The organism is Loktanella sp. SALINAS62 (genome assembly GCF_018263905.1).
Lineage (GTDB): Bacteria > Pseudomonadota > Alphaproteobacteria > Rhodobacterales > Rhodobacteraceae > Loktanella.
The window spans coordinates 389736-401657 of the sequence record NZ_JAAFZU010000001.1 but is presented as its reverse complement, the minus strand read 5'-3'; the positions used below and the strand labels follow the sequence as shown (position 1 = coordinate 401657).

Sequence of the window (11922 nt, the reverse complement as noted above, 5' to 3'; positions counted from 1 at the left end):
GGCTTTGTCGACGGCAGCGCCGTCAGGATTTGTGTTGTTCGTGGTGGTGGATGACTTCCTGAATGATGAAATTCAGGAATTTCTTGGCGAATTCCGGGTCCAGATCGGCCCGTTTCGCAAGATCGGTAAGCCGGGCGATTTGCGTCGCCTCGCGCTGTGGGTCGGACGGTGGCAGGTCGTGCTGCGCTTTCAGGTGGCCCACGGCCTGCGTATGCTTGAAGCGTTCGCCCAGCGTATAGACAAGGATCGCGTCCAGCCGGTCGATGCTGGCGCGGTGGTCCTTCAAAAGCTCTGCGGCACGGCTGGCGGCGTCTTGGGTCACAGGTCATACTCCGGCCGCGGGTGGCGCCAGATTTCGCAGCCGTCGTGCATTTCGCCTTGCACCTTTTCGGCGCCCAGACGTTTTGCCAGCGCGATCGCCCGGTCGTTTTCGGGGTCGATATAGCTGACCAGCGTCTCAAAGCTCAGTGCGTTCCACGCGTTGTTGCGCGCCTTTTCAGCCGCTTCAAACGCATAGCCTGCGCCTTCGGCTTCTGCGGTGAACAAAAAGCCAAGTTCGGGTTCCGGGTCGCCGGTTTCGTGACCCAGCAGGACAAAACCCAAAACGCGCTTGTCGTCCTGATGTTCGACGGTCCACAACCCGCACCCGCGCAGGATCCAGCTTGCGGTCAACTGGATGAAATCGTCCCACGCGCCTTCGCGTGTCAGCGGGCCAGAAACATAGCGCCCCCGATCCGACGTCACAAGATCGGCGAAGACGTCGAAATCTTCCATGTAGGGGCCGCGCAGAACGCAATGGTCCGATGCGATGCGGGGCAGCGATTGCCCGATGCGTTCGACGGCGACGGCGGCTTGTCCTTGCGGCGGTGTTTCCCAGGGATGTAGTGTCATGTCAGTTCCTTTGGCCGGGGGTGTCGCCAGACGACCTGACCCGGATAAGCGGCGGGCGGTGTGGCGGATGGATCGGGTGTTGCGCCCAATTTCGCGGCAAGTGCGGCAGAGCGGGAATTGTCCGTGGCGATATAGCTGACTGCCGTGGTCCAGCCGAGCGTCGAGAACGCGTGCAGGATCGCGGCCTTGGCCGCTTCTGTGGCGATACCCTGGCCTTCGATGGCGGGGTCCAGCACCATCCAACCGATTTCGGGTTCGGGCCAGTCCGGTGGTGTCCAGGGGCCGATCAGTGCCACGATGGCATCGGACCCGCGCTGCGTGACGGCCCACATGCCATGGCCAAAAATCTGCCAGTGTCCCAATTCGGCGGCAAAACTGCGCCATGCCGCACCTGCTGTCGTGTGGCCGAAACGCGCGCCACGGTCAGACAGCATGAAATCACGAAACGCAGGCCAGTCGGACCCATTCGGGCGGCGCAGGATCAGGCGCGCGGTCTGCAGATTGTCGTCGATCATTGCGACACCTCCAGCCATTGGGCACGGGCCAGCGGTGCATCATGCGCCAGATGGCGATGCACAAGCGCTTCGTCGCCGTCGATGGTCTGCACGTCTTCTTCGATGGCGCCCAGCCGTCTGGCCAGCGCGCGGCTGCGCGCGTTCGTCGGTCCAATGAACGACGCCAGCGGCCCAAGACCCAGTACCTCGCCAGCCCAGTGGCGTACGGCGACAGCGGCCTCGTATGCTATTCCGCGGCCTTCGGCACCGTCGAACAGGTGATAGGCCAGTTCGGTTTCGGGCCATCCCACATGGCGCAGCAGGCCGCAGCGGCCATAGGTCTTGCCCGTCGCGCGGTCGGTGATCGTGAAAAACCCGAAATCGCGCATCTGCCAGTGACCGATGCCGGAAATGAACGCGCGCCACGCTTCGGTCGGGGTGCCATTGCCGCCAACAGCGCCCATGCGGCTGGATTGCGTCATCATGTCGGTCAGCGCATCAAGGTCGCTGTCCTGCGGGCCGCGCAACACCAGACGCCCGGTGGTCAACACCGGGGCGCAGGTTAGCAAACGGCTGGGCAGGGCAGACGACGGGGTCATGGTTTATTTCTTCTTGCCGAAACCGGACAGACCGGGGGGCAATGCCGAACCGCCACCCAGACCGGGCAGGCCACCCTGCGGCATCCGGCCCTGCATTGCTTTTGCAGCTTCCTGCATGGCGGCGGGATCGTTCATGTCGGGCATGGCGCCGCCCTTGCCCATCATCTGTTTCATCGCCTGCTTCAGCATGCCGCCCTTGCCCATCTTTTTCATCATGTCGGCCATCTGACGGTGCTGTTTCACCAGCTTGTTCAGTTCCGACACTTCTAGGCCGGCACCCTGCGCGATCCGCTTCTTGCGGCTGGCGGCCAGCAGTTCGGGGTTGGCACGTTCCTTTTTGGTCATGGAGTTGATCAGCGCGATCTGGCGTTTCAGGATGCGGTCGTCGATCCCGGCCTTGTCCATCTGGCCCTTCATCTTGTTCATGCCGGGCATCATTCCCATCATGCCTTCCATGCCGCCCATTTTCAGCATCTGGTCCAGCTGCATCTTCAGGTCGTTCATGTTGAAACGGCCCTTCTGGAACCGCTTCATCATGCGTTCGGCCTGTTCGGCTTCCAGCGTTTCCTGCGCCTTTTCAACCAGCGCCACGATGTCGCCCATGCCCAGGATACGGCCCGCGATGCGTTGCGGCTCAAAGGTTTCGATGGCGTCCATTTTTTCGCCAAGGCCCACGAACCGGATCGGCTTGCCGGTGATGGCGCGCATCGACAAGGCGGCACCGCCGCGACCGTCGCCGTCCATCCGGGTCAGCACGACACCGGACACGCCGATCTTGTCGTCGAATTCCTTTGCGACGTTGACCGCGTCCTGACCTGTCAGACCATCGACCACCAGCAGCGTTTCGCGCGGGTTGGCGATGTCGCGCACCTCTGCCGCTTGGGCGATCAGTTCGGCGTCGATGTGCAGACGTCCCGCCGTATCCAGCATGTAGACATCGTAGCCACCCAGTGACGCCTGAGTTTTGGCGCGTTTGGCAATCTGAACCGGTGTTTCACCAATGATGATTGGCAGGGTATCGACGCCGATCTGCGTGCCAAGGATCGCCAACTGTTCCATCGCGGCGGGGCGGTTGGTATCCAGCGAAGCCATCAGGACCTTTTTGCCTTCGCGGTCCTTCAACCGTTTCGCCAGTTTGGCGGTGGTCGTGGTTTTACCCGACCCTTGAAGTCCGACCATCAGGATCGGCGCGGGCGGGTTGTCGATTTTCAGCTTGCCGGGGTCTTCGTCGCCGGACAGCATGTGCTGCAATTCGTCATGGACGATCTTGATGACCTGCTGGCCGGGTGTGATCGATTTGGTGACCGCCTGACCGGTTGCCTTTGCTTCGACCGCCTTGATGAAATCGCGGACCACGGGCAGCGAAACGTCGGCTTCCAGCAGGGCAACGCGGACTTCGCGCAGGGCGGTTTTTACATCGTCTTCGGACAGCGCGCCCTGTTTTGTCAGACGGTCAAAGACGCTTGATAGCCGGTCGGAAAGATTCTCGAACATGGGTCGTCCTGTCGTCGGTTGCGTTGCGGACCATATAGGTACGAACGCTCAATGCGGTAGCGCCCCCGTGGGCGCAACGCGCTGACGGAGGGCGATCCCCTGAAGCGGGGACCGGAAGATCAGACTTCCGGGTGTTGGTCGCGGATTACGGCTGTCGCACCGCAGAGTCAAGTCTGTGGCAGGAACAGCAGGATATCGGCCATGTCGTACCACACAAGCACCGCCGCACCTGCGATCAGTGCAAACATGTGCGCGCGGGGCAGGGTCGTGAACAGGCTTAACGCTGCCGTGCCGGTCAGCACCGTCACCAATAGCCCCAGCGCCGCAATGCCCTGAAACCCCACCACCCACAGCCCGATCGCGCAAATGACCTCTACGCTGCCGGTGATCGGGCGCGGCCATTGGCCAAACCCAAGCGCGTCATAGACCGCCACATCAGCCGTGCCGCCGACAAGTTTGCGCAAGCCATAATATAGAAACGCCACCGTCAGGGCGATCCGCAGGATCAGGATCAAGAGTGTCATTCAGCCTCCTTTGACCGCATCTGCCAGAAACGCGCCGATCTCTGCGATGCTTTGGTCTGCTTCTATCGTGCGACCGACATTCAGGTGCCATACATGATACAGACCATCCGTTTCGGTCAATGTGACATCGACGCCTTGCGCACGCAGGACTTCTGCCATCCGGTGCGCATCATCGTTCAGGATCTCTGACCGGTCGGTATGGATCAGCACCGGTGGCGCACCGGTGAAATTCCCCATGATCGGCGAGGCATCGGGCCGCATCGGGTCCGCCCCCGCCAGATAGGCCGCAACGCTGCGGCGGCCCCAACGGGCCGAAACCAGCGGATCGGTCTTGCGGTTTGCTGTCAGTGACGGGTTCTGCAAACGCAGGTCCGTGACCGGACACAGGGCCGCGACGGCGCACGGTCGGGTCAGCCCGTTTGCCACAATGCGGTGCAGCAGCGCCAGCGCCAGATTGCCGCCCGCACTGTCCCCGGCCAAGGTCAACGGCCCGGCGTCGGGATCGTCGGACAAGGCGCGCCAAGCCGCTTCTGCATCGTCAATGGCCGCTGGAAACGGATGTTCGGGCGCAAGCCTGTAATCCAGAAAAATCGCCCGCGTGCCCGCAGCCTTGCCCAGCCGCGCGACAAGATGCTGATAGGTCCGCAGGTTGCCGATCACGAATCCACCGCCATGCAGATACAGCGTGGTGCCGTTCGGGGTGGCGTGCCCCGTGTCGCAGGCATAGGCCCGGCATCCCCCGAGCGTGAGTGGCGTCACAGACAGGCCGGGGGGCGTCTTGTTTGCGATGATCGCGCTTAGCGTGAACAGCTGACGCAACAGGCCGACGTGACGCACAATGGCCAGCGCCGGTTTCTGGACCGTCCACGCGTGAATGCGCAGGATACGTTGCTTGAACGACGTCATGTCCGTTAAACTGTGCGACACCAGCCATGCGGTCAAGGCGGGGTGATCATTGGTGATTGCGCAAAGCCGCGAAATACCTGACCCTGCGTGCGTGCAATGTCACGGCGAATGAAAGAGCGATATGGACAGTTGGGATGAAATCCGCACGGCCTTTCAGGTGGCGCGGGCGGGCACAGTCAGTGGTGCCGCAGAAAAACTTGGGGTCCACCATGCGACTGTGATCCGGCATATTGATGCGCTGGAACAGCGACTGGGCGTCAAACTGTTTCAGCGCCATGCACGTGGCTATACGCCGACGGATGCGGGCACCGATCTGTTGCAGGTGGCGCAGACAACCGACGATCAGTTCACGCAGCTTGCGGGCCGGATCAAGGGGCAGGGCGAAGGCGTGTCCGGCGATCTGACCGTCACGTCGCTGGCTGATTTCGGCGGGGTGCTGGCGTCGATCATGACCGATTTCCGTGTCGAATATCCTGACATTCGTGCCCGTATCCTGACCGATCATCGCGTGTTCCGGCTTGAATACGGCGAAGCGCATGTCGCGATCCGCGCGGGCAACCGTCCATCCGAACCCGACAACGTCGTACAGCCCTTGTTTCGCATCAAACCTGCACTTGTGGCGACCCAGGGCTATCTGGAAAAAAATGGTACGGTCACGTCCGAGGCCGATCTGGCACACCATGATTTCGTCACCCACGTCGATAATGACCATCGCGCGCCGTTTTACCGGTGGCTGTTCGACCGTGTACCCGAAGATCGTCGCATCCTGCGTTCCTCTGACGACCGCGTCATCAGAGAGGGCATTTTGGCGGGTGCAGGGATCGGTTTCATGGCCAGTCTTAACCTGATGACGATGCCCGAACTGGTGCCCGTGATCGAGGCACCCGACGAATGGGCCGTCGATGTCTGGGTCGTGACGCATGTGGACCTGCACCGCAGCAAAAAGGTGCAGGCCTTCGTGTCCTTTCTGAAAGACTGGGTCAAGGACGCCAAGCTTGATACCTGACGGACGTGCCGGGCATCTGGCAATGCTTGCTTTTTCCGCGTTGGTGGCGGGCAGTTTCGCGCTGGGCAGTCTGGCGGCCAACGACATCGATCCCGTCGTGATGACCGCCGCCCGGTTCTGGGTCGCAGGGCTGGTGCTGCTGGCAGCGTCCGCGGCGACGGGGCAAATCGAGCGGTCGGCATTTCGCGCGCCTTGGCGGTATTTCGTGCTGGCCGCACTGATGAGCGTTTATTTCGCCACCATGTTCGAAGGTCTGAAAACAGCGCCGCCGGTCAGCACCTCTGCCGTGTTCACGCTGACGCCGATCATGGCGGCAGGCTTTGGCTGGCTGTTGTTGCGGCAACGTCTGACGGGGCGCATGGCACTGGCGTTGTCGATCGGTGGGGTTGGGGCGCTTTGGGTGATCTTTCGCGCGGATTGGGGAGCGGTGCGCGCTCTTGATGTGGGTAAAGGCGAGGCGATTTTCTTTATCGGCTGCATTGGGCATGCGCTTTATACGCCGATGGTCCCGCTGGTAAAGCGCGGCGAAGGCACGCTGATCTTTGCCTGTGGCACGCTGTTGGCGGGGGCGCTGCTGTTGACCGTCTATGCATGGGCCGACATCGTGGCGACGCCTTGGGCCGACCTGCCTGCCATTGTTTGGATCACACTGGCCTATATTTCCGTGGCGGCATCGGCATCGACCTTTGCCCTGCTGCAATTCGCGGCGGTCCGCCTGCCAAGTGCAAAGGTCATGGCCTATACCTATCTGACGCCGTCATGGGTGATCTGTTGGCAGTTGGCGCTGGGTGAACAGGCACCGCCCGCGTTGATCCTGATTGGTATAGGTTTGACTGTTCTGGCGTTATTCCTACTGTTGCGCGACGATAGTGCGGTCAGTGGACGAACAGCCACGGAACCAAACGTGGTCGGGGGCAGTTAGCCTGTGAACTCAAGAAAAGGTGAACGGAAATGCGAAACATTATCTACATCGTCGGGCTTGTCGTTATTGTGCTTGCGATCATCCAATTCGTGCTTTGATCAAAGCCTAGGCTGCAATTCAATCGCCGTCGGCTGCATCCGCAGTTGGCGGCGTTTTCATGTCCAGTTCGCGTTGCAAGAACCCTTCGAACGCGTCCAGATCCAGCGGCCCCATCATGCCGAACGCCTGCATCCAGACTGCGGCGGCATGCAGCGCGTCAGGTTCTAGTTTGCACCATTTGACGCGCCCCCGCTTTTCCTGAGAGATCAGACCGGCGGCCGTCAGCACGCCCAGATGCTTGGAAATCGCGGCCAGCGACATCTGAAACGGTTCTGCCACGTCGGTGACGGCCATGTCGTCTTCCAGCAGCATCGACAGGATCGCGCGCCGCGTCGGATCGGCCAGTGCTGCAAAAGTGGTGTCAAGATTGGAAGCCATGCACAGCGTTAGTCCTGTAACGTGCAAACCGTCAACCGAACGGTTGAATGTCTATCGCGTGGTGCACGGCGGCGGTCTACGTCGTAAAAGCGACGAAGTTCTGTATTTTCAATGGTTTGACGTGATTAAGCACTTGTTGACTCTGACTGGCGCGCAACATAGACCCTCGGCAACGAAATGACGGGGTCCAACCGACGTGTCACCGAACCCGGACCAGACCGATCCGACAGCGCGCCTGAAGGCGCTGGAAGAAAAGCTGGCCGCGCGGCGCAAGGCACAAGAACCGGTGAAGGCTCATGGTGAAAATCATTATTCTCAGGCGCAACATGCTTGGCGAATGGTGATCGAACTGGTGGCCGGTCTTGGGATCGGTTTCGGCATTGGATATAGTCTGGATCTGTTCTTTGGAACGATGCCGATTTTTTTGGTGCTGTTCATCTTCTTGGGCCTCGCGGCTGGTGTGAACACCATGATGCGGTCGGCCAAGGAAATGCAGGCGAAACAAATGGCGGGTGATCCCGCCGAAAACGAGGATGAGACACGTGGCGGGTGAAAACGATATCGTGACCGAAGTTCCGTCTGTCGCTGAAAGCGTCACCGAAGGTGCGACGACCGAACATCTGGTCGAAGGTGGTGCATATCCCGCAGAAGAAGGCGGTCTGGTGTTCCACCCGCTGGACCAGTTCATCGTGCGCCCGCTGTTCGGCGACGGCCCGATCAGCTGGTACACCCCGACGAACGTAACGCTTTGGCTGGCAATCGCCGTGCTGTGCGTCGCAGCCCTGTTCATTTTCGCAACGCGGAACCGGTCCACGATCCCGTCGCGGTCGCAATCCATCGCTGAATTGCTGTACGGCTTCACGCACAAGATGGTCGAAGACGTCGCCGGCAAAGAAGGTTTGCGGTACTTCCCCTACATCATGACACTGTTTGTGTTCATTCTGTTTGCCAACTTCCTTGGCCTGATCCCGATGTCGTTCTCGACAACCAGCCATATCGCCGTGACGGCGGTGTTGGGTTTTGGTGTGTTCTTTGGCGTGACCATTCTGGGTTTCATCCTGAATGGACCTGCGTTCCTGAAACTGTTCTGGATGTCCGAAGCGCCGCTGTTCCTGCGTCCGATCATTGCCGTGATCGAAGTGATTTCCTACTTCGTCCGGCCGGTCAGCCACTCTGTCCGTCTGGCAGGCAACATCACCGCCGGCCATGCCGTGATCAAGGTGTTCGCAGGCTTTGCCGCCATCGCGGTGCTTAGCCCGGTGTCCGTCGTGGCCATCGCCCTGATCTACGGTCTGGAAGTGCTGGTTGCCGGAATTCAGGCATATGTTTTCGCAATTCTGACCTGTGTGTATCTAAAGGATGCGCTGCACCCCGCACACTAAGGTCCGACAAATCACGACCCTCAAATTCCATCTGTAAGGAGAAAAGATCATGGAAGGCGATATCGCAACTCTGGGCGCCGGCCTTGCCGGCATCGGTACCGGTCTGGCAGCTCTTGGTGTCGGCAACGTAGCTGGCAACTATCTGGCAGGCGCACTGCGCAACCCCTCTGCCGCCGCGTCGCAGACAGCGACCCTGTTCATCGGCCTTGCGTTTGCAGAAGCCCTGGGGATCTTCTCGTTCCTCATCGCTCTGCTGCTGATGTTCACCTAACTCTGACACCGTCAGAGAGGTAAATTATCCTTACGGCTGACCGGGGCACACTGTGCCTCGGTCGTGTCCGTAACCAGCATTCCGAGGGAACCGATGGCTATTCAAACCGAGGCAATGGCCGAGAATGTCACAGAAGCGGGCATGCCGCAGCTGAACTTCGAGACATTCCCGAACCAGATTTTCTGGCTGCTGATCGCCCTGGTCGCGATCTATCTTATATTGTCGCGGATCGCCTTGCCGCGGATCTCTGCGATTCTGGCAGAACGTTCGGGTACGATCTCGAATGATCTGGCGGCGGCCGAAGACCTGAAAAACAAAGCGTCCGAAGCAGAAAAATCCTATGAAAAGGCACTGGCTGACGCCCGTGCCGAAAGCAACCGTATCGCTGATGAAGCCCGCGCCGAAGCGCAGCGCGATCTGGACGCGGCACTGACCGAAGCGGACACCAAGATCGCAGCCCAAACTGCCGAAGCCGAAGCCGCGATTGCCGATATTCGATCCAACGCGAGCGAAAACGTCGGCGAGGTCGCACGCGATGTTGCACAGGCTCTGGTTGCTGCCTTTGGCGTCGATGCGTCTGCTGACAGCGTGAACGCAGCTGTCAATGACCGGATGAAAGGATAAACCATGCGTCACATCCTGATTGCAATCCTGGCCCTAACAGCCAGTCCCGTATTGGCTGCAGGCGAGACATTTGTTTCGTTGGCCAACACGGATTTCGTGGTGTTGCTGGCATTCATCCTGTTTGTCGCCGTCCTGTTGTATTACAAAGTGCCCGGCAAGATTTCGGGCATGCTCGACAAGCGGGCGCAAGGCATCCAGTCCGATCTGGACGAAGCCCGCGCGCTGCGTGAAGAAGCGCAGACCTTGCTGGCGTCGTACGAGCGCAAGCAAAAGGAAATGCAGGAACAGGCTGACCGCATCGTCGCCAATGCCCGTCAGGAAGCAGAACGCTCTGCCCAGATGGCAAAGGACGAGATTGCGGCAAACATCGACCGCCGGTTGGCCGGTGCCGAAGACCAGCTTGCCGCCGCCCGTGCCGACGCCATCCGCGATGTGCGTGATCAGGCGATCACCGTTGCGGTCGCGGCAGCACGTGATGTTGTCGCCAAAAACATGGACGCGGCACGGACCAATGCCCTGATCGACGAATCGATTGAAACGGTCAAAGCCAAGATGCACTGATCGACCGCTTTCCCGTTTCACGACAAAAGCCCGGTGCAGTCTGCACCGGGCTTTTTTGTTGGCCACAGGATCGCCCCGCCTGTCGCAAAACTGGCGGGGCGACCCTGCGGGTCCGATTGTCGATCAGTTCGGAGTGATGACGATTTCGACCCGGCGGTTTTGCTGACGCCCGGCGGGTGTCAGGTTCGTCGCAATGGGCTGGTCCTCGCCGCGGCCAATGGACCGAATGCGTGCCGGGGACACACCCGCATTGATCAGGACGTTGCTGACAGCCTGTGCACGGCGTTGCGACAGATCCTGGTTGAACGCAGCAGCCCCCACATCGTCGGTGTGTCCGATGACGTTCACCGTCGAATTCGGATAGGCTTGGATGCTGCGGGCCAATGTGTTCAGGTCGCCCTGTGCCGACGCGGATACGGCAGTCGAATTGGTTGCGAACAGAATGTCCTGTGGCAGTGTCACGATCAGGTTGTTGCCGTTGTTGACGATGCCGACATTGTTGCCCAATGCGTTGCGCAATTCCTGTTCCTGACGGTCGAGCACGTTGCCGACGCCTGCACCAGCGGCAGCCCCCAGCGCGCCCCCGATCAGCGCATTGCGGCGACGTTCCTGATCGTCGTCCCCTGCAGCGACACCGGCGATGGCCCCAAGGCCTGCACCGATCAAGGCGCCGCTGGCAGCATTCTGGTTGTCGTTCGGACCGCCGGTTCCGGCGCAGGCAGTGGTCAGCAACAATGCGGCAGCTGCGACCGTCATATTAAGACGCGTGATTGTCATGTCTGTTTTCCCTTGGTGAGAACCCCGGTCATCCGGGCATTCGTGATATGTGACTATATGGCGCAACTGCCGCTGCTATCAAATAGCGCGGTCACCACAGAGCATATCAAGGTGCGCGGGCGTCGGCGCGCGCGCCTTCATGGGCCAGCAGGGCACGCTTGATCGGCAGCCCCCAGTGATAGCCACCCAGCGCACCGGATTTCCGCAAGGCACGGTGGCACGGAATAAGCAGGCTGACCGGATTGCGGCCAACCGCCGTGCCGACAGCGCGCACCGCACTGGGGCTGCCGATGCTGGCGGCAATTTCCGAATAGGTGCTGACATGGCCCGACGGAATACGCATCAGCGCCTCCCAGACCTTGATCTGGAACGGTGCGCCGATCATATGCAGCCGCGCCTCGCCCATGCCGTGCAGGGCGGCATGGGCCCAGCTTGCGACGGCGGTCGGGTCTTCGACGAAATTCGCATCGGGCCAGCGTGCCGTCAGATCGGACATCGCGGCATCCGGCCCGGTTTCGGCTGAAAAGGCCAGTCCGCACAGGCCACGTGCGGTCGCCATCGCCAGAGCCGGACCAAACGGGCTGTCAAACCATCCCCACCGGATCGTCAGCCCTGCCCCCGCCTTGGCAAATGCACCGGGCGTCATGGCCTCCCAGCGCACAAACAGATCGTGCAGGCGGCTTGTGCCCGAAAGCCCTACGGCATCTGCGGTTTCTAGCGTCGTGAACCGGTCACGCAGCATGTGCCGCGCGTGATCCAGCGTCAGATACTGGTGGTAGCGTTTGGGTGATACGCCAACCCATGCCGAAAAAAGCCGCTGGAAATGCGCGGGGCTCATGTCCAATGCACTTGCGATCTGTGTCAGGCTGGCGGGTTCCCCCTGCCGCGCATCGATGGCGGCAATTGCACGGGCCATGACGGCATAATGATAGCTGTGGTCATGTTTCATTTCACTAGCATAAGTTTCGGTATCCAACGGCGCGACCCGAATCCT

At 60.6% G+C, this 11922-nt stretch carries 17 protein-coding genes; 7 read left to right on the top strand and 10 right to left on the bottom strand.

From position 1 onward, the window contains the following. Positions 1–22 precede the first annotated feature (22 nt). The 7 genes from GZH79_RS01980 to GZH79_RS01950 form a co-directional block, all read right to left on the bottom strand. Entirely contained in the window at positions 23–322 is a 300-nt protein-coding gene (locus GZH79_RS01980; protein WP_211641450.1) for a chorismate mutase, read from the bottom strand. Next, complete coding sequence (locus GZH79_RS01975) at positions 319–891, bottom strand: GNAT family N-acetyltransferase (RefSeq protein WP_211641449.1); 573 nt, start codon at positions 889–891, stop codon at positions 319–321. Before GZH79_RS01975 ends, GZH79_RS01980 begins: the two co-directional genes overlap by 4 nt. Then, the gene (locus GZH79_RS01970; protein ID WP_211641448.1) at positions 888–1406 is read right to left on the bottom strand and encodes a GNAT family N-acetyltransferase; all 519 of its coding nucleotides are present in this window, start codon (positions 1404–1406) and stop codon (positions 888–890) included. The genes GZH79_RS01975 and GZH79_RS01970 overlap by 4 nt, the downstream gene beginning before the upstream one ends. Beyond that, entirely contained in the window at positions 1403–1984 is a 582-nt protein-coding gene (locus tag GZH79_RS01965; protein WP_211641447.1) for a GNAT family N-acetyltransferase, read from the bottom strand. Before GZH79_RS01965 ends, GZH79_RS01970 begins: the two co-directional genes overlap by 4 nt. Before the next feature lie 3 nt (positions 1985–1987). Beyond that, positions 1988–3478: a signal recognition particle protein gene (gene ffh, locus GZH79_RS01960; RefSeq protein ID WP_211641446.1), complete on the bottom strand. Its 1491-nt coding sequence runs from the start codon at positions 3476–3478 to the stop codon at positions 1988–1990. Positions 3479–3645: 167 nt separating this feature from the next. Further along, on the bottom strand, positions 3646–4002 hold the full coding sequence (locus GZH79_RS01955) for a DoxX family protein (RefSeq protein ID WP_211641445.1): 357 nt from the start codon (positions 4000–4002) through the stop codon (positions 3646–3648). Further along, a complete protein-coding gene (locus GZH79_RS01950) occupies positions 4003–4908 on the bottom strand; it encodes an alpha/beta hydrolase (protein WP_211641444.1) in 906 nt (301 codons plus the stop codon). A 121-nt stretch (positions 4909–5029) separates the two neighbouring features. Between GZH79_RS01950 and GZH79_RS01945 the strand changes: the two genes are divergently transcribed. Both GZH79_RS01945 and GZH79_RS01940 read left to right on the top strand, forming a co-directional pair. After that, entirely contained in the window at positions 5030–5914 is an 885-nt protein-coding gene (locus GZH79_RS01945) for a LysR family transcriptional regulator (protein ID WP_211641443.1), read from the top strand. Continuing rightward, a complete protein-coding gene (locus GZH79_RS01940) occupies positions 5907–6836 on the top strand; it encodes a DMT family transporter (protein ID WP_349291147.1) in 930 nt (309 codons plus the stop codon). Before GZH79_RS01945 ends, GZH79_RS01940 begins: the two co-directional genes overlap by 8 nt. Before the next feature lie 117 nt (positions 6837–6953). On the opposite strand, the gene GZH79_RS01935 is transcribed toward GZH79_RS01940, so the two are convergent. Beyond that, the gene (locus tag GZH79_RS01935) at positions 6954–7313 is read right to left on the bottom strand and encodes a metalloregulator ArsR/SmtB family transcription factor (RefSeq protein WP_211641442.1); all 360 of its coding nucleotides are present in this window, start codon (positions 7311–7313) and stop codon (positions 6954–6956) included. A 196-nt stretch (positions 7314–7509) separates the two neighbouring features. Here GZH79_RS01935 and GZH79_RS01930 point away from each other — a divergent pair, with 196 nt between their 5' ends. The 5 genes from GZH79_RS01930 to GZH79_RS01910 all read left to right on the top strand — a co-directional run bounded on the left by GZH79_RS01930 (position 7510) and on the right by GZH79_RS01910 (position 10151). Further along, on the top strand, positions 7510–7866 hold the full coding sequence (locus GZH79_RS01930; RefSeq protein ID WP_211641441.1) for an AtpZ/AtpI family protein: 357 nt from the start codon (positions 7510–7512) through the stop codon (positions 7864–7866). A gap of 67 nt (positions 7867–7933) precedes the next feature. Then, complete coding sequence (locus tag GZH79_RS01925) at positions 7934–8695, top strand: F0F1 ATP synthase subunit A (protein WP_249218940.1); 762 nt, start codon at positions 7934–7936, stop codon at positions 8693–8695. Positions 8696–8744: 49 nt separating this feature from the next. Next, positions 8745–8966 (top strand): F0F1 ATP synthase subunit C, encoded by a 222-nt coding sequence (locus tag GZH79_RS01920; RefSeq protein WP_129762082.1) that lies wholly within the window; start codon positions 8745–8747, stop codon positions 8964–8966. Between the two features lie 93 nt (positions 8967–9059). Then, on the top strand, positions 9060–9590 hold the full coding sequence (locus GZH79_RS01915; protein WP_211641439.1) for a F0F1 ATP synthase subunit B': 531 nt from the start codon (positions 9060–9062) through the stop codon (positions 9588–9590). Between the two features lie 3 nt (positions 9591–9593). Then, the gene (locus GZH79_RS01910) at positions 9594–10151 is read left to right on the top strand and encodes a F0F1 ATP synthase subunit B (RefSeq protein ID WP_211641438.1); all 558 of its coding nucleotides are present in this window, start codon (positions 9594–9596) and stop codon (positions 10149–10151) included. Between the two features lie 123 nt (positions 10152–10274). Here GZH79_RS01910 and GZH79_RS01905 read toward each other — a convergent pair whose 3' ends face one another. Both GZH79_RS01905 and GZH79_RS01900 read right to left on the bottom strand, forming a co-directional pair. Next, positions 10275–10928, bottom strand: coding sequence for an OmpA family protein (locus GZH79_RS01905; RefSeq protein ID WP_211641437.1), 654 nt, complete (start codon positions 10926–10928; stop codon positions 10275–10277). Positions 10929–11034: 106 nt separating this feature from the next. Beyond that, positions 11035–11877 carry a bifunctional helix-turn-helix domain-containing protein/methylated-DNA--[protein]-cysteine S-methyltransferase gene (locus GZH79_RS01900; RefSeq protein WP_211641436.1) on the bottom strand — a complete coding sequence of 281 codons (843 nt, stop codon included), beginning with the start codon at positions 11875–11877 and terminating at the stop codon, positions 11035–11037. Positions 11878–11922: the final 45 nt, after the last annotated feature.

Excerpts from the sequence above, each read along its gene's own strand:
- GZH79_RS01975 (WP_211641449.1), bottom strand. The coding sequence starts at position 891 with ATGACACTACATCCCTGGGAAACACCGCCGCAAGGACAAGCCGCCGTC.
- GZH79_RS01970 (WP_211641448.1), bottom strand. The coding sequence starts at position 1,406 with ATGATCGACGACAATCTGCAGACCGCGCGCCTGATCCTGCGCCGCCCG.
- GZH79_RS01965 (WP_211641447.1), bottom strand. The coding sequence starts at position 1,984 with ATGACCCCGTCGTCTGCCCTGCCCAGCCGTTTGCTAACCTGCGCCCCG.
- ffh (WP_211641446.1), bottom strand. The coding sequence starts at position 3,478 with ATGTTCGAGAATCTTTCCGACCGGCTATCAAGCGTCTTTGACCGTCTG.
- GZH79_RS01955 (WP_211641445.1), bottom strand. The coding sequence starts at position 4,002 with ATGACACTCTTGATCCTGATCCTGCGGATCGCCCTGACGGTGGCGTTT.
- GZH79_RS01950 (WP_211641444.1), bottom strand. The coding sequence starts at position 4,908 with ATGACGTCGTTCAAGCAACGTATCCTGCGCATTCACGCGTGGACGGTC.
- GZH79_RS01945 (WP_211641443.1), top strand. The coding sequence starts at position 5,030 with ATGGACAGTTGGGATGAAATCCGCACGGCCTTTCAGGTGGCGCGGGCG.
- GZH79_RS01935 (WP_211641442.1), bottom strand. The coding sequence starts at position 7,313 with ATGGCTTCCAATCTTGACACCACTTTTGCAGCACTGGCCGATCCGACG.
- GZH79_RS01920 (WP_129762082.1), top strand. The coding sequence starts at position 8,745 with ATGGAAGGCGATATCGCAACTCTGGGCGCCGGCCTTGCCGGCATCGGT.
- GZH79_RS01915 (WP_211641439.1), top strand. The coding sequence starts at position 9,060 with ATGGCTATTCAAACCGAGGCAATGGCCGAGAATGTCACAGAAGCGGGC.
- GZH79_RS01910 (WP_211641438.1), top strand. The coding sequence starts at position 9,594 with ATGCGTCACATCCTGATTGCAATCCTGGCCCTAACAGCCAGTCCCGTA.
- GZH79_RS01905 (WP_211641437.1), bottom strand. The coding sequence starts at position 10,928 with ATGACAATCACGCGTCTTAATATGACGGTCGCAGCTGCCGCATTGTTG.
- GZH79_RS01900 (WP_211641436.1), bottom strand. The coding sequence starts at position 11,877 with ATGAAACATGACCACAGCTATCATTATGCCGTCATGGCCCGTGCAATT.